We start from the raw sequence: 20,409 nt of genomic DNA on the forward strand, positions 1-20,409 counted from the left end.
CAGCTGAGGACGCCACCCCGGGATTCCTGGTCTGGCGCCTGTCGATGAAGTGGCGGGTGGCGGTCGACCGGGCGGTCGCGCCACTGGGGCTGACCCACGCCCAGTACGTGGTGCTGGCCTCGTTGTACGGCATGTCGCGCTCCGGGCTGCGGCCCAGCCAGCGCCGGCTCGCCGACCGCACCGGGCTCGAAGCCCTCTACGTCTCCAAGCTCGCCCGCGCCCTGGAGGCGGGCGGGCTGGTGGCCCGCACCCGGGATCCGGACGACCCGCGCGCCATGCAGCTGTCACTCACCGAGCAGGGCGGCGACGTCACCCGCCGCGCGATCACGGTGGTCCAGGGCCTCCTGGACCAGTTGCTGGAGCCGCTCGGCGGCCGGCACAGCCCCCGCGCCCGGGAGTTCACCCGCGAACTGGCCGCCCTGCTCGACGCACCTCTGGATCCGCACACCGAGAACGACGAGGAGCCGACATGACCACCACCGCAACCACCGATACCACCACCCCGGCCACCGCACCCGCCACGCCTGCCGCGCCCGCACCCGCACCCGCACCCGCACCCGCACCCGCACCCGTCAACGGCCGGGTCGTCGCCCTGGCCCACTACGCGGCGCGCGCCCTCCTGGAGGGCGTACTGGAGCGCCACGGCGTCACCTTCCAGCAGAGCGTGACGCTCCGGGCCGTCGTGGTCGCGGACGGCGCCATCGCCCGGGACGCGCTCGTCCGCGAGGTCACCGGCTCGCTGAAGGCCGAGGAGTCGGTCGTCCACGACGTGATCGACGGCCTGACGACAGCCGGGCTGCTGGAGCAGGACCCGGCGGGGCCGTCCCGGCTGCGCCTCACCGCACCCGGCCGCGAACTGTACGCGCGCACCACCGCCGAGTCCGCCGAGATCACCGCCCGCCTGTACGCCGGCATCCCGGCCGAGGACCTCGCCGCCGCGGGCCGCGTCCTGGCGCTGGTCACGGAACGTGCGAACGCCGAACTGGCCGGCGTCTGAGTCCCGCACGACCGGATTGGACGCACCCGAACCGGGGGAAGGCTGGCGTCATGGGTCTCGTCCTGGTGTTCCTGCTCGTCCTCGTCGCCACCGTCGTCGGCGCCACGGTCTTCCTGCTGCTCCGGGAACGCGCCCGGCGGCACGCGTACGACACCTCCGAGGGAATGCTGATCGAACAGCAGCGGACGGCCCAGGCCGCACGCATGCGGGCGACGTACTCGAGCCTGTCCGTCCACCACGGCAACGGCGTGGTCGGCGACGAGGGGAACCGCCACCGTTCCTGACCTCATCTGACCCGCCCTCATCCGACCGACCTCACTTCAGTAGCCCTGCCTCGGCCCCGCCCGGCAACCCGCTCAGCGGCACAGGGCGGCGTCCACGACGGCTTCGAGGTGCCGGGTGACGGCGTAGTCGGTCGGGACGGTGGTGACCGCGATGTTCACGGCGCGCCCGTCGTCGGTGGCGCCGCCCCGGGTCTCGTAGCCCGGGATGTCGCCGCCGTGGCCCCAGTAGACCCCGCCGCAGGAGAGCGGCCGGCTGAAGACGCCCAGTCCGGCGCCGGCGCCGCTGCCCCCGATCGGGACGGTGGTGCGCATCTGGGCGAGCTGGGCCGCTGGCAACAGGCGGCCCGGGCGCAGCAGTTCGGTGAAGAAGCGGTCGAGGTCGGCATTGGTGGAGATCATCTGCCCGGCCGCCCACCCCGCCGAGGGGTCCATCTCCGTGAAGTCGGTCAGCGGCCCGTCGGCGGAGTCCCGGCGGTAGCCCCTGGGGTGGGCTTCGCGGATGGTCCGGTCGCCCGCGGCCGGGAAGTAGGTGTGCCGCAGCCCGATGCGCCGGACGATCCGCCGGTCGATCTCCTCGGCGAGCGGCCGGCCGGTCACCCGCTGGACGATCAGCCCGGCCAGCACGTAGTTGGTGCTGCTGTAGCCGAACCTCTCCCCGGGCGCGAAGGCGGGCTTCTGCCGGAGGGCGAGGTCCAGCAGCTCCCGGGGCTCGAAGTACCGGTTCCGGAGGGAGGCTTCGTCCAGCAGCCCCTCGTAGTCGGCCAGGCCGCTGGTGTGCTGGAGGAGCTGCCGGACGGTGACGCCGCTCCCGTCGACGCCCTCGCCGCGGGCCAGGCCGGGGAGGTAGGTCCCGACGGAGGCGTCGAGGTCGACCTTCCCCTCCCCCACCAGCTGGAGCACGACGACGGCGGTGAAGGTCTTGGTGTTGCTGCCGATCCGCACCTGGCCGTCGGCGGGGACCTCGGCGCCGGTGGCCAGGTCCCCCACACCGGCGGTGTAACCGCGGGTCCGGCCCCGCCCGTCCCGGACGGTCGCGAGCGCGGCGGGCACCCCGTCCGTCCGCACCAGCGCGTTCAGCCCCTGCTGGACGACGTCCGGCGGGGCCGCGGCCGAGGCGGCGGGCGGTGTCTGCATCCCGACGACCGCGGCGGTCGAGAGCGAGAGGGCGAGTGCCATGTGGCGGATGCGCGAACGACGCACGGGTCAACTCCACTGGAATCGTGGGGAGTAGCGAGGAACCCCCCGGTCACGACCGCCAGTCTGGTCGCGCGGCGCTCGCCCGGCCTCCCCCGATCGAGGGAGCGCCTGGCGCCCGGCGTCAGGGCCGGCCGGGCCCGCGGAGCGGCAGCGTCCGGCTGTAGACGACGCTCGTGGTGGTGGTGCCGAAGCCGGCCAGCTCGTCCACCAGGGTTTCCAGGTGCTCCATGGAGGTCGCCGCCACCTTCAGGGTGTAGCAGTCGTCGCCGGTGGTGCGCAGGCACTCCAGCAGCTCCCGCCGCTCGGCGAGCAGCCGGCGCAGCGGCTCGTGGCGGTTGCCCGGGTACTTCAGCCGGACGACGGCGAGCACCGGGTAGCCGACCTTCGCCAGGTCCACCGTCGCGTGGTAGCCGGTGATGACGCCCAGGGACTCCAGGTTGCGGACCCGTTCCGTGGTCGCCGACGGGCTGAGGGACACCCGCCGCCCCAGCTCGCTGAGGGAGAGTCGGGCCTCCCGCTGCAGCTGCTCGATGATCGCCCAGTCGGTGTCGTCAAGATTCACGGCCATGACGGGAATCTACCGGGAAAACCACGACGATCGGCCCGTCACACCAGGAGGATTCCGTTCCGTCCGCCATGATCACGGGGATAGCCTCGACCCATGCGACTCGGCGTCAACGTACCGAACTTCGGCCCCGGGACGGACCCCGGCGTGCTGCGCGAGTGGGCCCGGACGGTGGAGGGCCTCGGCTTCGACCTCCTCATGGTGTCGGACCACGTGGCGGTCACCCCGGACGTGGCCGAGCGGTACCCGGAGCCGTTCTACGAGCCCTTCACCACGCTGTCGTGGTTCGCCGGGGCGACCACCGGCCTGCGGCTGGGCACCACCGTGCTCGTCCTGCCCTACCGGAACCCGCTGCTGGTGGCCCGGATGGCGAGCACCCTCGACCGGCTCAGCGGCGGCCGGTTCGTCCTCGGCGTGGGGGCCGGCTGGGCGCGCCAGGAGTTCGACGCCCTCGGTGTGCCGTTCGGCGCGCGCGGCAGGCTGACCGACGAGTACCTGGGCACCCTGCGGGACGCCTGGGCGGCCGAGCCCGACCGCCGGGCGGTGCCGGTCTGGGTCGGCGGCCACAGCGGCGCGGCGCTCCGCCGGGCGGTCCGGTTCGGCGACGCCTGGCACCCGCTGCGGCTCCCCCTCGCCCGGATGCGGTCGCTCCTGGCCGAACACCCGATGCCGGGCTTCGCGCCCCGCATCGCCCTGCGGCCGACCACCGCACCGGTCGACGACCCGGAGCGGCCGGCCGGCGTCGGCACCGTCGACCAGATCCTGGACGACCTCCGCCGACTGCGCGGTCTCGGCGCCGAGACCGTCGTGTTCGACCCGTACCACGGGGATCCGGAGGAGACCCGCCGGCCGCAACAGGCCTGGCAGGCGCTCACCACCGTGGCCACCCGCTGGAGGACCGCGTGATCACCGAAGCCGACGAGACCCTGCTGCGCCGCGCCATCGCCATCGCCGCCCGCGCGGTGGCCCTGGGCGACGCCCCGTACGGCTCCCTGCTGGCCGGCCCGGGCGGCGAGGTCCTCGCCGAGGCCCACAACACCGTACGGCGCGACGACGACATCACGGCCCACCCCGAACTGAAGCTCGCCCGCTGGGCCGCCCGCGAACTCGCCCCGGACGCCGCCGCACGCACCACGCTGTACACCAGCTGCCAGCCCTGCGGCATGTGCGAAGGGGGCATCCTCCGCTCCGGCATCGGCCGCGTCGTGTACGCGCTCTCCACGGAGCAGCTGGTGGGGCTCAACCCCGACTCGGGCGCCTGGCCGGCGGTGACGACGGACGGCCCGGCGCTGCCCGAGGAGGCCCGGGCCCCGATCCGGTCCTACTACCGGCCCGCCTGAGCCGCGCTCCCGACTCCGGGGTCAAGGGGCGTGCTCCGGGGCCGGGGTGAGGGGCCGGGGCCAGAGGACCGCATTCCCGACTCCGCGGCCGGGATGTCAGAGGCACGGGAGACGCTCGGTGGCCAGCACCATCGAGAACGGGAGCCCACGCATGCCGATCCGCGTCGCCGGCCGCCGCCGCACGACGGCCTCACTGACCGCCGCGCACCCCGGCGCGGAGATCATCGACGTGACCTCCAAGGCGCCGGACCCGTGGGTGCGGCTGAGCCCGTTCTACCCGCACGGGGGCATCCCGGTCCCCTACGGCGACGGCGTGACCAGCCAGTCGGTGGAGGGGATCTGGCAGGCCCTCAAGGTCTTCCGGGACGCCGACGTCGACCCCGCGAAGCTGCGCGTCACCACGATGAAGGGCCTCAAGCGGACGGTACGGCGGTTCGGCCCCGTCCTGGGCCACCGGACCGGCCCGCACGGCGACCGGCTGCTGCCCTACGAGACGGCGCGCCGCCGCATCTACCTGCCGGCCTACCGCTGGGTCCTCGAACACCGCGCCGCCGACCTGGTCGACCGGCTCCGGGAGAAGGAGGAGGTCGTGCTCCTGGACTACACCACCAACGGCGACGTCGCCGACACCTCCAGCCCGCTCTCCCACGCCGCGCTCGTCCAGCTGTACGTGGAGGGCCGCTGGCCCGACGAAGAGCGGGAATGAACCCGCCGGCCGCGGGGCCCGTCCGGGAACACCGCCGGTACGACCGCGCCGGACGCGGGCGCCCGTCCGCACGCTCGCGCTCGCCCGGACGCGGGCGCTCACCCGCGCGCGGTCACCCGCCCGTGCGCGGGAGTTCGTCCAGGTGCTCGCGGGCCCAGGCGCAGGCCACGTCCATCGGGCCGAGCAGCGATCGCCCGAGTTCGGTGAGGGCGTACTCGACCCGCGGCGGGTTCTCGTCGTACGCGGTCCGGGTGAGCCAGCCGTCGCGTTCCATCGCGCGCAGCGTCTCGGTCAGCACCTTCGGGGCGACGCCCCTGAGCGGCGCCTTCAGCTCGGTGAACCGGCGGGGGCCGTCCTCCAGGCAGCGGAGGATCATGCCGGCCCACTTGTCGCCGACCCGGATGGGCATCCGGTGGCTGCAGTGCGGGTCGAACGGGTCGGTGTCCACGCGGGCGGTCATGGCTCCACGATAGGGCCGGTTCCGTTGAAGTAACCGGGCACCTCCCGCTTACCGTCCTCGTGCATCAGGCCCGAACGGGCCGTCGAGGGAGGAACCATGAGCAGGATCGTGATCTTCGGCGCGGGTGGACGCGTGGGGCGCGCGGCCGTCGCCGAAGCCGTGCGGCGGGGGCACACCGTGACGGCGGTGGTGCGGGACCCCGGGAAGTACCGGGAGCTCGGCACGCCGGACGCGGTGACGGTGGTGCGCGGCGACGCGACGGACGCCGAGTCGGTGGCGGCGGTCGCCGCCGGGCACGACGCGGCCGTGAACGCCTCGGCTCGGCTGGACCTGCCCGCCGAGGAGTACTTCACCGCGGCCGCGCGGGCGCTGGTCGACGGGCTCGGACGGGCGGGAGTGGGACGGCTCCTGGTGCTGGGCATCGCGACCACGCTGGAGGTCTCGCCGGGCGTGCGGGTGATGGACGACCCGCTGTTCCCGGCGGAGTACCGGCTGTTCTCCCAGGGGCACGTCGCGGAGTTCGAGCTGCTGCGGTCCGCCGCGGCGGACCTCGACTGGCTGATGGTGGTGCCCCCGATGGACCTGGACGCGGAGGCCGAGGCCACCGGGCGCTACCGCGGTGCGGTCGGCGCGGTGGTGGGGCAGGGCCGGATCTCGCACGCGGACCTGGCGGTGGCGCTGCTGGACGAAATCGAGACGCCGCGCCACCACCGGGTGCAGTGGGCGGTGTCGCACTGAGGCCCGCGGCCGGGCTCGGCACCGCTGTCGGCGGCGGCCGCTAGGGTCCTGCGGACCGTCACCCACGACCGCCGCACCGCCCCGGAGGACACCGTGCCCGCGCTCCACGACTTCGCCACCTGGGAGCCGCTGCTGACGCTCCTTCGCGCCGAGCACGCCGACCGCCCCGCGGCCGGCACCGGCCACCTCGCGGGGACCGTCAGTTCGACGGGGTGGAGTCTGCCCCTGGACCACCGGTCTGTGCAGCCCCATCGCCGTCAGGCCGTCGCCCGGGCCGCGGCGCCGGTGCAGCGCGCGCTCGCGGAGGCGGGCCTGCGCGAGGCGATGTTCGCGGCGGACGTCTCGCCGGACGGGCGGACGGTCCTGCACGTGTTCGGCGACAGCCCCGCCGTGGAGTCCGGGTCCGGACTCCCGAGCCCGGGCACGCTCGTCCTGGTCGAGGGCGCCGTCGCCGAACCGTGGCGTCGTCTGCCGTCACCGGCTCCCGGGGCGACGCCGGCGCCGTCCGCGGACCCGGCCCTGCTGGAGCGGACGCTCCGCGAGCGGCTGCCCGACGCCGTCGGCGCGACCGAGGAGGAGATCGCCGCCGCCGAGGAGCGGCTCGGCGTCGCGCTGCCCGAGGAGCTCAAGGCGCTCTACCGCGTGACCAGGGTGAGCCCGGCGGGGCCGGGCGGATCGGGGGACTGGGAGGCCGACTTCGCGGAGATCCAGGCCGCCGGGTCCGCCGTCGGCTGCGAACTCAGCTCCTTGGACGGGCTGTTCGTCGCCGATGCGGCCACCCGGCCGTGCCCGTGGCAGTACGCGGCGACGAAGGCGGCCGCCACCCCGCCCGACGCCGCCGTGCAGGCCCTGGTCGGCTCGCCCGGCTGGATCGCCTTCGGCGGAAACGGCGGTGACACCTTCGCCGTCGACCTGACGCCGGGCCCGCGCGGACACCTCGGACAGGTCATCCTGATCGACCACGAGCAGAGCATCGGCGCCGAACTGTACGGCGAATCCCTGACGGAGCTGGTCCTGAGCAGGTTCTCGAACGAGGCCCCGGTCGGCCACCACGAGCGGCTGCCACCGGTCGCGGCCCGGGTGGGCGACCACCACGAGCTGGACGACCTCGCGTCCGCCGCGCACCCCGACCTGGAGGTCGTGAGGATCTTCCGCCGGAGCGGCGCGCCCCTCGGCCTCGCCCCCGTCGCCGGGCTGCCCCGGGTCCGCACCCTCACCGCCCATCCCGGCACCCTCGCCGACCCGTTGGAGGTCACCGGCCTGCCCGCTCTGGAGTACCTGGGCCTCGGTCCCGACGAGTGGCGCGTCCTCCTCGACGCCGGGGCGGTCCCGAGCGGACTGTCCGCGGCCGGCGTCGAGGTGCGGGGCGACGAGCACCCGCTGGCGGTCGTGGCCGTGGCCAACGACCTCCTCGCCCTCCGGGACCGCCCGCCGATCCCCCACACCACCGTCGAGGGACACCTCGGCCCCGCACCTCGGCCCCGCGCCCCGCACGCCTGACCCCCCGCCCACACTCCACCCCACGTCCCGCACCCCGCGGTGAAACGGTTCGCGGCCGTGGACCCTTTATGTCAGACTGACGATATGAGCGAGATGCACGTGGGGGACCTGGCCGCCGTCCGCAGCCGCGAGGAGTTGGCCGCGGCGATGGCCGACGGGATGCGCCCGAAGTGGGTGATGTTCTGGGGGCACACCGAGCGCAAGGGCGGCGGGACGCGACAGGAGTGCCTGAGCCAGTGGTGGCCCGGCGAGTTCACCGTCGACGGGGTGACGTACGCCTCCGCCGAGCACTGGATGATGGCCGGCAAGGCCCGGATGTTCGGTGACGAGGAGATCGTGCGGCAGGTGCTGGCGGCCCGGACGCCCGCCGAGGCGAAGAAGCTGGGCCGGCTGGTCAGGGGATTCGACGACGAGACGTGGACGGCCGGCCGGTTCGAGCTGGTGGTGGCGGGCAACGTCGCGAAGTTCGGGCAGGACGAGGCGCTGCGCGACTACCTGCTGGGCACGGGTGACCGGGTGCTGGTCGAGGCCAGCCCGCTGGACCGGATCTGGGGCATCGGGCTCGCCGCCGACGACATCCGGGCCCAACGGCCGACCGAGTGGCGCGGGTTGAACCTGCTCGGCTTCGCGCTGATGGAGGCACGGGCGCGGCTGGGCGGCGCGTGAGCGTCATCGCTCCGCTGCTGGACGGAACGGTGGTGGCGTCGGCCGCCACCGCCCTGTTCCTGGCACCGAGGGTGCTGCGGCGCACGGCTCCTCCCCGGCCGCCCGGTCGAGTGTCGGGGCCGGAGCCGGTGCTGGCGGTCGTCGTCGCGCTGATCTACCTCAATCAGGTGCTCGTCGCGGTCTACGTGAACCGGGTGCACCACGGGGACGTCTCCTTCATCGCCCGCCACCTGCCGCCCGGCTGGTTCGACGTGCCACGCCTGGACGCCCTCGCCGCCCGCTTCCCGGCCCCGGAGCTGCTGGCCCCGTCGGTGCTCCGGGTGCCGGCCCTCCTCGAACTTCCGCTGGTGCTGCTGGCGTTCGTCGCCGTCGTCCGGCGGCTGGACCGCGCGCTGTACGTCCGGTTGGCCCGCTCCCCGCTGATCCCGCTCGCCGCCGCCTCCTACACGGTGGCGTTCTGCGCCGTGGAGTGGGACCTGCGGAACCCGTACACCGTGGACGACCTCGTCCTGCGCGTGGTCGCGGCCTGCCTCACCCCTCCCCTGATCGCCCGGCTGGCCCGGCACGAGCCCGTGCCCGAGGGTGAGGGAGGGGCCGACCCCACCCTCGGCCTGTTCCGCTTCGCACTCGACCTGTGGGCGTACGGCCAGCTGATGCTGGTGCTGTACGACACCGCGCTGCTCTACAACCTCGCCCGGCTCGGCGACCATCTCCCCTCCGTCGCGGTCGCGTTGGCGGTGCTGGTCGCGACCCGCGCCGTCCCGGCCCGGCCCGGCGACCCGAGCCGGCCGACCGGCCCGCACAGCGCCGCCCTCGCCGGGACGATCGGCCGGGCGCTCGCCCTGTTCCTCGTCCCCGCCCTGTCGATCCGCTACGCGGAGTCCTTCGGCACACCCGAACTCGCCGCCCTGGCCGGGATACTGGTGATCGGGGCGGCGGCCCGCCGGGACGCGACCCGCCTGCTGCTGCCCGCCCTCGCGGGCGCGGTGGTCGGATACGCCGTCGCGACGCTCGCCCCCGGCCCGTACTACGAGGCGACCCTGCTACGGAGCGCGACCGGCGCACTTCTCGCGACGACCGCCGTCTGTGCGCTCCTGGACACCACTCGGACACGACTGGTCGTGCGCTCTTAACTCCTCAGCCACATACTGACGTCAGGATGTCACGCAGTCAGGGTCTGGATGGACGGGGTGGGGCGATCATGCGCATGCGGCCGACGGCAGAATCCGCAGGCCGGCAGCCGGGGGGCGAGCAACAGGCCGACGAACTCCGAGCGGAGCTGGACGAGTTACTCCGTGCGAGCCGCTACGCGAGCCAACGTGAACGACGCCTGAACGAGGCGGTCCGGGCCACCCCCGGCCGTCAGCGGCCGGACGGGGACCTGCTGCGGCAGCTCGCCCAGGCCCGCACCCTCCGCGAGGGCCTGGGTGCCCGCTGCCTCCAACTCAGCGACCAGCTGGAGGCGTTGGAGAGCCGGATCAGACACCAGCAGCAGCCACCGCCGCCCGGGCACGAACAAGAGCAACAGCAACAACAAGAGCAGCAACAGCAGCGACGACAACAGCAACAGCGGGCCCCGCGGCAGCAGTACCAGCAGCAGCCACCGCAGCAGCAGGCCCCGCCACCGCCCGCCCGCCCCGACCTCGGCGCCCTCACCGAGCGGATCAACGCCCTCCACCGGTCCGGCTCCCTCACCGAGGCCACCGAGGTGATCGACGCGGCCGCCGCCCGCCTCACCACCGCCGACGCCGCGCTGCTGGTGGGCATGCTGGCCCGGTACGGCCCGACCGGCGCCTCGCTCCACCTCGCCCGCGGCATCGCCCGGGCCGCGCCCGACCACTGCGTCGCCGTGCTCGCCGAACTGCGCGAACTGGGCCTGGCCGAGGAGGCGGCCGAGGTGTTCCACGCCTTCTGGGGCTATCCGGCCGCGTCCGTCCCCGGTCTGCTCTCCGCGCTGGAGCGGGCCGGCCTGGCCGCCGACAGCGCGACACTGCTCTGGGAGTGGGGGTCGGCGCCGGTGCCCGAGCTGACCTCGCTGGCCGCCTGCCTCCAGCAGCACGGCCGGGCCGAGGACGTCCGGACCTTACTGCGCCAGGCCGCCGGCCGCTCCACCACCGACCTCGCCGACCTCGCGGCCGGCCTGCCGACCGTCCTCGCCGACCTCCTGCTGAACGAACTGGCCGTGCTGCGCCCGCCCGCCGAGGTGGTCCGGCTGGCCTCCGCCCTGAACGGCGCCGGCCACGCCGAGCTGTACGCGCGGTTGCTGGCCGCGATGCTCGCCGACGAGACCCGCCACCGCACCACCCTCGCCGCCCTGCGCACCGCCGGCCTGCCGACCCGCCCGCCGGCGGCCCCGCGCTCCCGCTGGGGATGGCGGTAGCCGGCAGCCGGCACCCGGGCCGCCCGGAACGACGTCCGTAACGGCAAGGAGCCCTCGTCCGCCCCGACAGGGCGGACGAGGGCTCCGAGCGGGAACCTGCTAGCAGCCGATCAGCCGCGCGCCCAGGTACGCCTTGACCTGGTCCAGCGACACGCGCTCCTGCGACATGGTGTCGCGGTCGCGGACGGTCACCGCGTTGTCCTCGAGGGTGTCGAAGTCGACCGTGACGCAGAACGGCGTGCCGATCTCGTCCTGGCGGCGGTAGCGCTTGCCGATGGCGCCGGCGTCGTCGAACTCGACGTTCCACGCGGTGCGCAGGTCGGCGGCCAGGCCGCGGGCCTTCGGGGACAGCTCGGCGTTGCGCGACAGCGGCAGGACGGCGACCTTGACCGGGGCCAGGCGCGGGTCGAGCCGCATGCCGACGCGCTTCTCCATGACGCCCTTGGCGTTCGGCGCCTCGTCCTCGAAGTAGGCGTCGATCAGGAAGGCCAGCATGGCGCGGTTGAGGCCCGCCGCCGGCTCGATGACGTACGGGAAGTACCGCTCGCCGGACTCCTGGTCGAAGTACTTCAGGTCCTGGCCGGAGGCCTCGCTGTGCACCCGCAGGTCGTAGTCGGTGCGGTTGGCGACGCCCTCCAGCTCGGAGAACTCGCTGCCGCCGAAGTTGAAGCGGTACTCGATGTCCACGGTGCGCTTGGCGTAGTGGGAGAGCTTCTCCTTCGGGTGCTCGAAGAAGCGCATGTTCTCGGTGCGCAGGCCGAGGCCGACGTACCAGTCCCAGCGCTGCTGGAGCCAGTACTCGTGCCACTGCTCGTCCTCGCCCGGCTTGACGAAGAACTCCATCTCCATCTGCTCGAACTCGCGGGTGCGGAAGATGAAGTTGCCGGGGGTGATCTCGTTGCGGAAGCTCTTGCCGGTCTGGGCGATGCCGAACGGCGGCTTCTTGCGCGAAGTGGTCTGGACGGCCTTGAAGTTGGTGAAGATGCCCTGGGCGGTCTCCGGGCGCAGGAACGCCAGGCCGCTCGCCTCCTCGGTGACACCGAGGTGGGTCTTCAGCATGCCCGAGAAGTCCTTGGGCTCGGTGAACTGGCCCTTGGTGCCGCAGTCGGGGCAGTTGACGTCCTTGAGGCCGTTCGGCGGCGGGAAGCCGTGCTTGGCCTCGTACTTCTCCTCCAGGTGGTCGGCCCGGTGGCGCTTGTGGCAGGAGAGGCACTCGGTCAGCGGGTCGTTGAAGGTGGCGACGTGGCCGGAGGCCTCCCAGACCTCGCGGGCGAGGATCACCGACGAGTCGAGTCCGACGACGTCCTCACGGGCCTGGACCATCGCGCGCCACCACTGGCGCTTGATGTTCTCCTTGAGCTCGACACCCAGCGGCCCGTAGTCCCAGGCGGCACGCGTGCCGCCGTAGATCTCGCTGCAGGGGTAGACGAAGCCACGGCGCTTGCTCAGGCTGACGATCGTGTCGATCTTGTCGGCGGCCACAGTGCTCTCTTCAGTACGTACGGCACGGTCAGGGCACGGCTGGTTGCGCGTACCCGAATACCTCAGGTTACCGGCCATACGGGTACGTGATTCAAATCGGTACGGTCCGGCCGCCCCCACCCTCCGTCACCTGCCGTTCACCCTTTCGGGTGATTTGACAATCATTTCCATGTGAGATGAGAATGATTGTCATGATGATCGGACTGCCTCGACTCGGACTCTCCCGCCGCGCCCGCCGCTCCCTGGCCTTCGGCACGACCGCTCTCGCCGCCTCCCTCGCCCTCACCGCCTGCGGAGGCAGCAGCAGCGCCGACAGCGGCAACGGTCGGCTGAAGGTCGTCGCGTCCTTCTATCCGATGGAGTTCCTGGCCCAGCAGATCGGCAAGGAGCACGTCGCGGTCACCGACCTCACCGCGGCCGGGGTCGAGCCGCACGACCTGGAACTCACCGCCAAGCAGGTGGGCACGGTCCAGAAGGCCGACGCGATCATCTACCTCAAGGGCCTCCAGCCCACCGTGGACCAGGCCGTCGCGCAGTCGTCCAGCAAGCACAAGGTCGACGCCACCGCCGCCAGCCCGCTGGTCGACCACCACCTCGACGAGGGCGCCGAGGGCGAGGGCCACGGCGACGAGGGCCACAAGCACGAGGAGCCGGCCGGCGACCCGCACGTCTGGCTCGACCCGACCCGCTACGCGGCGATCGCCAAGAGCGTCGGCGACGAGTTCGCCAAGGCCGACCCGGCCCACGCCGAGGACTACCGGAAGAACACCGACGAGCTGGTCACCAGGCTCACCGCGCTCGACCAGGAGTTCCGGGCCGGGCTGAAGGACGCCGGGACCAGGACCTTCGTCACCAGCCACGCCGCCTTCGGCTACCTCGCCGACCACTACGGCCTGACCCAGGTCGCCATCAACGGCGTCGACCCGGAGTCCGAGCCCACCCCGGCCCGCCTCGCCGCGGTGCAGAAGGCCGCCAAGGACAACGGCGTCACCACGGTCTTCTTCGAGACCCTGGTCAGCCCCAAGCTCGCCGACACCGTCGCCAAGGACCTCGGCCTCAAGACCGCCGTCCTGGACCCGCTGGAGGGCGTCAAGGACCCGTCCAAGGACGACTACCTGACGGTCATGAAGCAGAACCTGGCCAACCTCCGGGCCGCCCTCGGCGCCCCGGCCGCCCCCGCTCCGACGGGCACCGGCCCGGCCGCCCCCGCCGGGACCGACGCCACCACCCCTGCCGCCACCAGCTGACGGGACCGAGCACCATGACCGACCCGATACCCCCGGCCGTCCTCCTCCGTGACGCCGTCGCCTCGCGCGGCGGCCGACCGGTGCTGCGCGGCGTCGACCTCACCGTCCGGCCCGGCGAGGTCGTCGCCCTGCTGGGCGCCAACGGCTCCGGCAAGTCGACCACCGTCAAGGCCGTGATCGGCTCCGTCCCGCTGGAGCAGGGCACCCTGGAGCTGTTCGGCACCCCGTACGGCTCCTTCCGCGCCTGGCACCGGATCGGTTACGTCCCGCAGCGCACCACCGCCGCCTCCGGCGTCCCCGCCACCGTCCGCGAGGTGGTCTCCACCGGACGGCTGCCGCAGCACCGGCTGCTGCCCTTCCGCCGCCGGGACCGCGAGGCGGTGGACCGCGCGCTGGCCGCCGTCGGCATGCTGGAGCGGGCCTCGGACGGCGTCGCCGACCTGTCCGGCGGCCAGCAGCAGCGGGTGCTGATCGCCCGCGCCCTGGTCGGCTCCCCCGACCTGCTGATCATGGATGAGCCGATGGCCGGCGTGGACGCCGCCAGCCAGCAGGTCCTCGCCGACACCCTGCGCGCCGAGGTCGGCCGCGGCGCCTCCGTCCTCCTCGTGCTGCACGAACTCGGGCCGCTGGAGCCGCTGATCGACCGCGCGGTGGTGCTGCGGGACGGCTGCGTCGCCCACGACGGCCCGCCCGTGCCCAACACCGGCCTGCACGCCCTGCCCGGCCACGACCACGTCCACCCGCACGCCGACCTGACCCCGCCGAGGCTGCTCGCATGACCGAGATGTTCTCCTACGACTTCATGCAGCGCGCCCTGCTCGCCGCCGTCCTGGTCGGGATCACCGCTCCGGCCGTCGGCATCTACCTGGTGCAGCGCCGCCAGGCGCTGATGGGCGACGGCATGGGCCACGTCGCGATGACCGGCGTCGGCCTCGGCTTCGTCTTCCAGACCAGCCCGGTCTGGATGGCCGTGCTGGTCTGCGTGCTCGGCGCCGTCACCATGGAGCTGGTCCGCTCGCGCGGCAACCAGCGCGGCGACATCGCCCTCGCGATGCTCTTCTACGGCGGCATGGCCTGCGGCAAGCTGCTGGTCTCGCTCTCCGCCCAGGCCGGGGCCGGCTCACTGGAGAGCTACCTGTGGGGCTCGATCCTCACCGTCGCCCCCGCCGACCTGGCCGCCATCGCGGTGCTCGGCGCGGTGGTCGTCGCGGTCACCGTCGGCCTGCGCCGCCAGCTCTTCGCGATCTGCCAGGACGAGGACTTCGCCCGGGTCACCGGCGTGCCGGTGCGCACCCTCAACCTGCTGCTCGCGGTGATGGCCGCGGTCACCGTCACGGTCGCCATGCGGGTGGTCGGGCTGCTGCTGGTCAGCGCGCTGATGGTGGTCCCGGTGGTCGCCGCCCAGCAGCTCACCCGGTCCTTCGCCGCCACCCAGGCCGCCTCGATCGCGCTCGGCGTGGTGGTCTCGCTGGCCGGCGTCACCGGCTCCTACCACCTCGACGTGCCCTCCGGCCCGGCCATCGTGCTGCTCGCCATCGCGGTCTTCGCGGTGTTCAGCCTGCTCGCCGCGCCGCTCGCCCGCCGGCGCCACCGCGGCGCGGGCGAGCACGGGCCGCAGGTGTGCGACGTCGAACTGCCCGGACAGGCCGCCTCCGGGCCGTCCGGCCCGACCACCCCTGAGCGACGTGCGGGGCTGGCACAATGATGTGCGAGACGCCCACGACCCCAGGAGGACCCACGGTGACCACCGCAGGCCCGTCGCCGCGCGCCCGCTCGACCCGGCAGCGTGCCGCCGTCTCGGCGGCCCTGGACGAGATCGCGGACTTCCGCAGTGCCCAGGAGCTCCACGACCTGCTCAAGCACCGCGGGGACTCCGTCGGTCTGACCACGGTCTACCGCACGCTCCAGTCGCTCGCGGACGCCGGCGAGGTGGACGTGCTGCGCACGGCCGACGGCGAGGCGGTCTACCGCCGGTGCAGCAGCGGGCACCACCACCACCTGGTCTGCCGGCACTGCGGCGCGACCGTCGAGGTGGAGGGCCCCGCGGTGGAGCGCTGGGCCAACTCGGTCGCCGCCGAGCACGGTTTCAGCGACATCGCGCACACCCTGGAGATCTTCGGGACCTGCGCGGAGTGCGCCAAGAAGGTCTGACTCCGGCCGGACGACGGAAAGGACCCACCGGGCTGTTGCCGGTGGGTCCTTTCCGTCGTCCGGTACGGCCTCAGCGCGGGGACGGCACCGGCGCGCCGACCTCGTTCGGGATCGCGCCACCGAAGCGCCGGTCGCGCATCGCGTACTGCTCGCAGGCGCGCCACAGGTCGCGGCGGTCGAAGTCCGGCCAGAGCACGTCCTGGAACACGAACTCGGCGTAAGCGGACTGCCAGAGCAGGAAGTTGGAGGTGCGCTGCTCGCCGCTGGGGCGCAGGAACAGGTCCACGTCCGGCATGTCCGGGTGGTACATGTACCGGGCCAGGGTCTTCTCGTTGACCTTCTTCGGGTCGAGCTTCCCGGCCGCCACGTCCCGGGCGATCGCCTGCGCCGCGTCGGCGAGTTCGGCCCGGCCGCCGTAGTTGACGCACATGTAGAGGGTGACGGCGTCGTTGCCCTTGGTCTGCTCCTCGGCGACCTGGAGCTCCTGGACGACGCTCTTCCACAGCTTGGGCATCCGGCCCGCCCAGCGGATCCGCACGCCCATCGCGTCCATCTCGTCGCGGCGGCGGGCGATGACGTCCCGGTTGAAGTTCATCAGGAACTTCACCTCGTCGGGCGAGCGCTTCCAGTTCTCGGTGGAGAACGCGTACAGCGAGATGTTCTTGACCCCGAGCTCGATGGCGCCCTTGAGGACGTCCAGCACCACGGACTCGCCGACCTTGTGGCCCTCGGTGCGGGGCAGCCCGCGCTCCTTGGCCCAACGGCCGTTGCCGTCCATCACGATGGCGACGTGGCCGGGGACCAGCTCGCCGGGGAGCTTCGGGGGCCGTGCGCCGCTGGGGTGCGGGGTCGGGGGGACGTACGTCCTCTGCTTGCCGCCGCCGAAGAGCCGTCGCGCTGCCATGTGCTCACTTCTCCACGTATCTCATCGAGCGGATTCCCCGCTCCAGGTGCCACTGCAGATAGGCCGCGACCAGGCCGCTGCCCTCCCGCCAGTACCGCGGCTCGCAGGCGTCGGCCGTCTGCCAGTCCCCTGACAACAGCGCCCCGAGCAGTACCAGTGTCTCAGGGGAGGGTACGGCACATCCGGGCACTCGGCAGTCCCCGCACAGCACCCCGCCCGCGGGGAGGGAGAAGAAACGGTTCGGCCCCTCCAGGCCGCACTTGGCGCAGTCGGTGAAGCTCGCGCCGTACCCGTTCACCGCGAGCGAGCGCAGCAGGAAGGCGTCCAGCACCAGGTGCGACTCGTGCAGCCCGGCCGCCAGCACGCGCAGCCCGCCGACCAGCAGCAGGTACTGCTGGACGGCCGGCTCGCCCTCGTTCTCGGCGAACCGCTCGGCGGTCTCCAGCATCGCGGTGCCGGCCGTGTAGCGGCCGTAGTCGGTGACGATCGAACCGCCGTACGGCGCGATGGTCTCCACCTGGGTGCAGAGCGGCAACCCGCGGCCGACCAGCTCACTCCCGCGACTGAAGAACTGCACGTCCACGTGCGAGAACGGCTCCAGGCGGGCACCGAACTTGGACTTGGTCTTCCGCACCCCCCGCGCGACCGCCCGCACCTTGCCGTGCTGGCGGGTCAGCAGGGTGATGATCCGATCGGCCTCGCCGAGCTTCTGCGCCCGCAGCACGACGCCGTCGTCCCGGAAAAGACTCATGGGGACCATTCTCCCCCACCCGCGCCCGGCGCCGGACAGCCGTGTTGCCCGCACCGGCGGCCGTGGGGGAGGCCCACAACGGTGCGGGTCACGGCGGGCCCGGGGTGGGGCGCAGGCCCGTTTTGTGGGGGATTCGAGATGGTCTACGGGGAGTCGGTCCACGGTGGCCGCGGACGGCCTTCGGGTTCGCGGGCGGGCCTTCGGGACGGAACGCCGCTACTAGTACGGCGCCCTGGTCGCCGCCTCCAGCAGCGCCCCGACCCGGGACTGCGGCAGGTCCAGGCAGCGCCCCACCGCGGCCAGCGCCTCGCGCTCCTGCGGCAGGTAGCGCCCGTCCGCCAGCGCGATGGCCGCGCCCTGCAGCAGCAGCCGCTCGCGGCCCTGCCGGGCCAGGTGCGGGGTGAGCGGTTCGAGCACCGCGTGCAGTTCGACGGCCAGGCCGCCGGACATCCCGTGGGCTTCGTGGAGTTCACTGCCGAGCCCGGAGAGCGCGGCGAGCGCGGCCAGCACCTGGGCCTCCCCGCAGTCCTCGAACCCGGCCTCGCGCACCGCTGCGCAGGCCGCGTCGCGGGCCGCCCGGTGGGCGGTGCCGCCGGCCGCGAGCAGGGCCAGCGCGACGGTGTACTGGGCGTCCCGCAGCATCGCGCCGAGGCGCACGCAGGTGGGCTGCTCCAGGCTCTCCACGCCGTACCTGCCGTGGCAGCTGGTGCACTGCACACTGCCGATCACCGGGCCGAGCGGGGCCACCGGGGCCCCCAGCAACCGCAGCCACCGCCGGCCGTGCTGCCGGCGGTAGTTGCGGTCCCCGCCACAGCCCGGGCAGAAGAAGTCACCGAGAACGTCAGTCCGCCACCGCGGGCGAACACCCCACAACCTGGTCACGGCGCCACTCCCCAGACATGGCAGGCGGCCTGCTCGACGATGGGCAGGTCACGCGACCGGACACCGAGGCCGTCCCACCGACCCGGCTTTCCGGTGGATCGATGTTGCCACGGTTACCGGCACGTGTCAGTACCTCGAACGGCTTCCGATTCGAAAAAATGTGGCGCAGGCCACAACGGCAGGCGGACACGGCGAAGGGCCGCCCCGCGGGACGGCCCTTCGCACACCACCCGTTCGAATTAACCGCGCTGCGAGCGGTTGACGGCGCTGATCATGGCCTTCAGCGAGGCCAGCACGGTGTTGCCGTCGATGCCCACGCCCCACAGCACCTTGCCGTCCACCGCGCACTCCACGTACGCGGCGGCCTGGGCGTCGCCGCCCTCGCTCAGCGCGTGCTCGGCGTAGTCCAGGACGCGCACGTCCACGCCGATCCGGGCCAGCGCGTCGGCGAAGGCCGAGACCGGGCCGTTGCCGGCACCGGTCAGGGTCACCGGCGCGCCGTCCACCAGGGCCTCGGCGGTCAGCGCGTCCCGGCCGTCCTCGGTGGTCAGGGTGCGCGAGCCGCTCAGCGAGATCCGGCCCCACGGGTTGTCGGTGGTCGGCAGGTACTCGTCCTCGAAGACCCGCCAGATCTCGGCCGGGCTGACCTCGCCGCCCTCGGCGTCGGTCTTGGCCTGGATGATCCGGGAGAACTCGATCTGCATCCGGCGCGGCAGGTCCAGCTTGTGGTCGTTCTTCAGCACGTACGCCACGCCGCCCTTGCCGGACTGGCTGTTGACCCGGATGACCGCCTCGTAGGTGCGGCCGACGTCCTTCGGGTCGATCGGCAGGTACGGCACGCCCCAGGCGTGCTCCTCCACCGGCACGCCCGCGGCCGCGGCGTCCGCCTCCAGGGCGTCGAAGCCCTTCTTGATGGCGTCCTGGTGCGAGCCGGAGAAGGAGGTGTACACCAGGTCGCCGGCGTACGGGTGGCGCGGGTGCACCTCCATCTGGTTGCAGTACTCGGCGGTGCGGCGCACCTCGTCGATGTCGGAGAAGTCGATCTGCGGGTCGATGCCCTGCGAGAACAGGTTCATCCCCAGCGTCACCAGGTCGACGTTGCCGGTCCGCTCGCCCTGCCCGAACAGGCAGCCCTCGATGCGGTCGGCGCCCGCCATGTACGCCAGCTCGGCGGAGGCGACGGCGGTGCCGCGGTCGTTGTGCGGGTGCACCGACAGGCAGACGAACTCCCGGCGGGACAGGTGGCGCGACATCCACTCGAACTGGTCGGCCTGGACGTTCGGGGTGGCCCGCTCGACGGTCGCGGGCAGGTTCAGGATGATCTCGCGGCCCTCGCCCGGCTGCCAGACGTCCATGACCGCCTCGCAGACCTCCAGCGCGAAGTCCAGCTCGGTGTCGACGAAGATCTCCGGCGAGTACTGGTAGCCGAAGACGGTGTCGTCGCCCAGCAGCTTCTCCGCGTACTCCATCACCAGCCGGGTGCCCTCGGTGGCGATCGCCCTGGTGGCCGCCCGGTCGTTGCGGAACACCACCCGGCGGAACAGCGGCGCGGTCGCGTTGTACAGGTGGACGGTCGCCCGCGGGGCGCCGACCAGCGACTCCACGGTCTTCTCGATCAGTTCCTCGCGGGCCTGGGTCAGCACCGAGATGGTGACGTCCTCGGGGATCGCCCCCTCCTCGATCAGCGACCGTACGAAGGCGTGGTCGGTGGCCCCGGAGGACGGGAAGCCGACCTCGATCTCCTTGTAGCCCATCTTCACCAGCAGGTCGAACATCATGCGCTTGCGGGCCGGCGACATCGGGTCGATCAGCGCCTGGTTGCCGTCCCGCAGGTCGGTGGACAGCCAGCGCGGCGCCTTGGTGATCACCTGGTCCGGCCAGGTGCGGTCCGGCAGGTCGACGGTGCCGAACGGCAGGTAGCGCCCGTACCGCATGCCGGAGGAGTGCTGGCGCACCGAGGCGGCGGTGATCGGGGTGGGGCGGTCCACGAAGGGACGGCCGGCGGGGGCGGACACGGCGGAGTTCTGCTCGGTCATGGAGGTGACTCGGCTTCCTGTGATGCGTGGAGCGGGCGGGTCGGGGGTGGTCAACACCTGGTTGACACCGACTGGCCGGCCTCTGCTGCCGCTCGCGATACACCGTCGGATCGCCGATCGCGC

Annotated in this window: 23 protein-coding genes; 15 read left to right on the forward strand and 8 right to left on the reverse strand. The window is 73.1% G+C overall.

The features are described from left to right. Nucleotides 1-44 precede the first annotated feature (44 nt). From ACIQI7_RS11480 to ACIQI7_RS11490, 3 genes are read left to right on the forward strand one after another with little or no spacing between them, the layout of a single operon-like run. Nucleotides 45-473: a MarR family winged helix-turn-helix transcriptional regulator gene (locus ACIQI7_RS11480; RefSeq protein WP_401108022.1), complete on the forward strand. Its 429-nt coding sequence runs from the start codon at nt 45-47 to the stop codon at nt 471-473. Beyond that, nucleotides 470-997: a MarR family transcriptional regulator gene (locus ACIQI7_RS11485; RefSeq protein ID WP_401107704.1), complete on the forward strand. Its 528-nt coding sequence runs from the start codon at nt 470-472 to the stop codon at nt 995-997. The genes ACIQI7_RS11480 and ACIQI7_RS11485 overlap by 4 nt, the downstream gene beginning before the upstream one ends. A 50-nt stretch (nt 998-1,047) precedes the next feature. Next, nucleotides 1,048-1,281 (forward strand): hypothetical protein, encoded by a 234-nt coding sequence (locus tag ACIQI7_RS11490; RefSeq protein ID WP_401107707.1) that lies wholly within the window; start codon nt 1,048-1,050, stop codon nt 1,279-1,281. A 72-nt stretch (nt 1,282-1,353) separates the two neighbouring features. Here the strand turns inward: ACIQI7_RS11490 and ACIQI7_RS11495 are convergent, their stop codons facing one another. Beyond that, nucleotides 1,354-2,457 (reverse strand): serine hydrolase domain-containing protein, encoded by a 1,104-nt coding sequence (locus ACIQI7_RS11495; protein ID WP_401108025.1) that lies wholly within the window; start codon nt 2,455-2,457, stop codon nt 1,354-1,356. Between the two features lie 142 nt (nt 2,458-2,599). After that, nucleotides 2,600-3,046: an Lrp/AsnC family transcriptional regulator gene (locus ACIQI7_RS11500; RefSeq protein WP_401107709.1), complete on the reverse strand. Its 447-nt coding sequence runs from the start codon at nt 3,044-3,046 to the stop codon at nt 2,600-2,602. A gap of 93 nt (nt 3,047-3,139) precedes the next feature. Between ACIQI7_RS11500 and ACIQI7_RS11505 the strand changes: the two genes are divergently transcribed. The 3 genes from ACIQI7_RS11505 to ACIQI7_RS11515 all read left to right on the forward strand — a co-directional run bounded on the left by ACIQI7_RS11505 (nt 3,140) and on the right by ACIQI7_RS11515 (nt 5,089). Next, nucleotides 3,140-3,949 carry an LLM class flavin-dependent oxidoreductase gene (locus tag ACIQI7_RS11505; RefSeq protein ID WP_401107711.1) on the forward strand — a complete coding sequence of 270 codons (810 nt, stop codon included), beginning with the start codon at nt 3,140-3,142 and terminating at the stop codon, nt 3,947-3,949. Then, entirely contained in the window at nt 3,946-4,383 is a 438-nt protein-coding gene (locus tag ACIQI7_RS11510) for a nucleoside deaminase (protein WP_401107713.1), read from the forward strand. The genes ACIQI7_RS11505 and ACIQI7_RS11510 overlap by 4 nt, the downstream gene beginning before the upstream one ends. 151 nt (nt 4,384-4,534) lie before the next feature. After that, nucleotides 4,535-5,089, forward strand: coding sequence for a DUF6939 family protein (locus ACIQI7_RS11515; RefSeq protein WP_401107716.1), 555 nt, complete (start codon nt 4,535-4,537; stop codon nt 5,087-5,089). Between the two features lie 112 nt (nt 5,090-5,201). On the opposite strand, the gene ACIQI7_RS11520 is transcribed toward ACIQI7_RS11515, so the two are convergent. Further along, a complete protein-coding gene (locus ACIQI7_RS11520) occupies nt 5,202-5,549 on the reverse strand; it encodes a winged helix-turn-helix transcriptional regulator (protein ID WP_401107718.1) in 348 nt (115 codons plus the stop codon). A gap of 96 nt (nt 5,550-5,645) precedes the next feature. Between ACIQI7_RS11520 and ACIQI7_RS11525 the strand changes: the two genes are divergently transcribed. From ACIQI7_RS11525 to ACIQI7_RS11545, 5 genes are all read left to right on the forward strand, one after another. Further along, nucleotides 5,646-6,287 carry an NAD(P)-dependent oxidoreductase gene (locus ACIQI7_RS11525; protein WP_401107721.1) on the forward strand — a complete coding sequence of 214 codons (642 nt, stop codon included), beginning with the start codon at nt 5,646-5,648 and terminating at the stop codon, nt 6,285-6,287. A 93-nt stretch (nt 6,288-6,380) separates the two neighbouring features. Then, entirely contained in the window at nt 6,381-7,787 is a 1,407-nt protein-coding gene (locus ACIQI7_RS11530) for an SMI1/KNR4 family protein (RefSeq protein ID WP_401107722.1), read from the forward strand. Nucleotides 7,788-7,871: 84 nt separating this feature from the next. Then, on the forward strand, nt 7,872-8,453 hold the full coding sequence (locus ACIQI7_RS11535) for an NADAR family protein (RefSeq protein WP_401107724.1): 582 nt from the start codon (nt 7,872-7,874) through the stop codon (nt 8,451-8,453). Further along, nucleotides 8,450-9,586, forward strand: a complete 1,137-nt coding sequence (locus ACIQI7_RS11540) for a hypothetical protein (RefSeq protein ID WP_401107726.1) — start codon at nt 8,450-8,452, stop codon at nt 9,584-9,586. Before ACIQI7_RS11535 ends, ACIQI7_RS11540 begins: the two co-directional genes overlap by 4 nt. A 68-nt stretch (nt 9,587-9,654) precedes the next feature. Next, nucleotides 9,655-10,833, forward strand: a complete 1,179-nt coding sequence (locus ACIQI7_RS11545; RefSeq protein WP_401107729.1) for a hypothetical protein — start codon at nt 9,655-9,657, stop codon at nt 10,831-10,833. Nucleotides 10,834-10,932: 99 nt separating this feature from the next. Here the strand turns inward: ACIQI7_RS11545 and ACIQI7_RS11550 are convergent, their stop codons facing one another. After that, nucleotides 10,933-12,315 carry a glycine--tRNA ligase gene (locus ACIQI7_RS11550; RefSeq protein ID WP_224279482.1) on the reverse strand — a complete coding sequence of 461 codons (1,383 nt, stop codon included), beginning with the start codon at nt 12,313-12,315 and terminating at the stop codon, nt 10,933-10,935. Nucleotides 12,316-12,509: 194 nt separating this feature from the next. On the opposite strand from ACIQI7_RS11550, the gene ACIQI7_RS11555 reads away from it, so the two are divergent. The 4 genes from ACIQI7_RS11555 to ACIQI7_RS11570 are packed head-to-tail and all read left to right on the forward strand — an operon-like array spanning nt 12,510 to nt 15,713. Continuing rightward, nucleotides 12,510-13,562: a metal ABC transporter substrate-binding protein gene (locus tag ACIQI7_RS11555; protein ID WP_401108028.1), complete on the forward strand. Its 1,053-nt coding sequence runs from the start codon at nt 12,510-12,512 to the stop codon at nt 13,560-13,562. Between the two features lie 14 nt (nt 13,563-13,576). Further along, nucleotides 13,577-14,341: a metal ABC transporter ATP-binding protein gene (locus ACIQI7_RS11560; RefSeq protein ID WP_401107732.1), complete on the forward strand. Its 765-nt coding sequence runs from the start codon at nt 13,577-13,579 to the stop codon at nt 14,339-14,341. Next, nucleotides 14,338-15,267, forward strand: coding sequence for a metal ABC transporter permease (locus tag ACIQI7_RS11565; RefSeq protein WP_401107734.1), 930 nt, complete (start codon nt 14,338-14,340; stop codon nt 15,265-15,267). The genes ACIQI7_RS11560 and ACIQI7_RS11565 overlap by 4 nt, the downstream gene beginning before the upstream one ends. A 35-nt stretch (nt 15,268-15,302) precedes the next feature. Continuing rightward, nucleotides 15,303-15,713 (forward strand): Fur family transcriptional regulator, encoded by a 411-nt coding sequence (locus tag ACIQI7_RS11570; RefSeq protein WP_049651097.1) that lies wholly within the window; start codon nt 15,303-15,305, stop codon nt 15,711-15,713. 70 nt (nt 15,714-15,783) lie between these two features. On the opposite strand, the gene ACIQI7_RS11575 is transcribed toward ACIQI7_RS11570, so the two are convergent. The 4 genes from ACIQI7_RS11575 to leuA all read right to left on the reverse strand — a co-directional run bounded on the left by ACIQI7_RS11575 (nt 15,784) and on the right by leuA (nt 20,286). Then, nucleotides 15,784-16,617: an isoprenyl transferase gene (locus tag ACIQI7_RS11575; RefSeq protein ID WP_401107737.1), complete on the reverse strand. Its 834-nt coding sequence runs from the start codon at nt 16,615-16,617 to the stop codon at nt 15,784-15,786. 4 nt (nt 16,618-16,621) lie between these two features. Continuing rightward, a complete protein-coding gene (gene recO, locus ACIQI7_RS11580) occupies nt 16,622-17,368 on the reverse strand; it encodes a DNA repair protein RecO (protein WP_401107739.1) in 747 nt (248 codons plus the stop codon). A 219-nt stretch (nt 17,369-17,587) separates the two neighbouring features. Next, the gene (locus ACIQI7_RS11585; protein WP_401107740.1) at nt 17,588-18,250 is read right to left on the reverse strand and encodes a TerB family tellurite resistance protein; all 663 of its coding nucleotides are present in this window, start codon (nt 18,248-18,250) and stop codon (nt 17,588-17,590) included. 239 nt (nt 18,251-18,489) lie between these two features. After that, on the reverse strand, nt 18,490-20,286 hold the full coding sequence (gene leuA, locus ACIQI7_RS11590; RefSeq protein WP_401107744.1) for a 2-isopropylmalate synthase: 1,797 nt from the start codon (nt 20,284-20,286) through the stop codon (nt 18,490-18,492). Nucleotides 20,287-20,409 lie beyond the last annotated feature (123 nt).

The sequence above is a fragment of the Kitasatospora sp. NPDC092039 genome, assembly GCF_044756065.1.
GTDB lineage: Bacteria > Actinomycetota > Actinomycetes > Streptomycetales > Streptomycetaceae > Kitasatospora.

What these genes read in the sequence shown, in the direction of transcription:
- ACIQI7_RS11515 (WP_401107716.1), top strand. Translation starts at nt 4,535, where the DNA reads ATGCCGATCCGCGTCGCCGGCCGCCGCCGCACGACGGCCTCACTGACC.
- ACIQI7_RS11485 (WP_401107704.1), top strand. Translation starts at nt 470, where the DNA reads ATGACCACCACCGCAACCACCGATACCACCACCCCGGCCACCGCACCC.
- ACIQI7_RS11480 (WP_401108022.1), top strand. Translation starts at nt 45, where the DNA reads ATGAAGTGGCGGGTGGCGGTCGACCGGGCGGTCGCGCCACTGGGGCTG.
- ACIQI7_RS11555 (WP_401108028.1), top strand. Translation starts at nt 12,510, where the DNA reads ATGATCGGACTGCCTCGACTCGGACTCTCCCGCCGCGCCCGCCGCTCC.
- ACIQI7_RS11565 (WP_401107734.1), top strand. Translation starts at nt 14,338, where the DNA reads ATGACCGAGATGTTCTCCTACGACTTCATGCAGCGCGCCCTGCTCGCC.
- ACIQI7_RS11535 (WP_401107724.1), top strand. Translation starts at nt 7,872, where the DNA reads ATGAGCGAGATGCACGTGGGGGACCTGGCCGCCGTCCGCAGCCGCGAG.
- leuA (WP_401107744.1), bottom strand. Translation starts at nt 20,286, where the DNA reads ATGACCGAGCAGAACTCCGCCGTGTCCGCCCCCGCCGGCCGTCCCTTC.
- ACIQI7_RS11560 (WP_401107732.1), top strand. Translation starts at nt 13,577, where the DNA reads ATGACCGACCCGATACCCCCGGCCGTCCTCCTCCGTGACGCCGTCGCC.
- ACIQI7_RS11575 (WP_401107737.1), bottom strand. Translation starts at nt 16,617, where the DNA reads ATGGCAGCGCGACGGCTCTTCGGCGGCGGCAAGCAGAGGACGTACGTC.
- recO (WP_401107739.1), bottom strand. Translation starts at nt 17,368, where the DNA reads ATGAGTCTTTTCCGGGACGACGGCGTCGTGCTGCGGGCGCAGAAGCTC.
- ACIQI7_RS11545 (WP_401107729.1), top strand. Translation starts at nt 9,655, where the DNA reads ATGCGCATGCGGCCGACGGCAGAATCCGCAGGCCGGCAGCCGGGGGGC.
- ACIQI7_RS11520 (WP_401107718.1), bottom strand. Translation starts at nt 5,549, where the DNA reads ATGACCGCCCGCGTGGACACCGACCCGTTCGACCCGCACTGCAGCCAC.
- ACIQI7_RS11500 (WP_401107709.1), bottom strand. Translation starts at nt 3,046, where the DNA reads ATGGCCGTGAATCTTGACGACACCGACTGGGCGATCATCGAGCAGCTG.
- ACIQI7_RS11525 (WP_401107721.1), top strand. Translation starts at nt 5,646, where the DNA reads ATGAGCAGGATCGTGATCTTCGGCGCGGGTGGACGCGTGGGGCGCGCG.
- ACIQI7_RS11495 (WP_401108025.1), bottom strand. Translation starts at nt 2,457, where the DNA reads ATGGCACTCGCCCTCTCGCTCTCGACCGCCGCGGTCGTCGGGATGCAG.
- ACIQI7_RS11490 (WP_401107707.1), top strand. Translation starts at nt 1,048, where the DNA reads ATGGGTCTCGTCCTGGTGTTCCTGCTCGTCCTCGTCGCCACCGTCGTC.
- ACIQI7_RS11505 (WP_401107711.1), top strand. Translation starts at nt 3,140, where the DNA reads ATGCGACTCGGCGTCAACGTACCGAACTTCGGCCCCGGGACGGACCCC.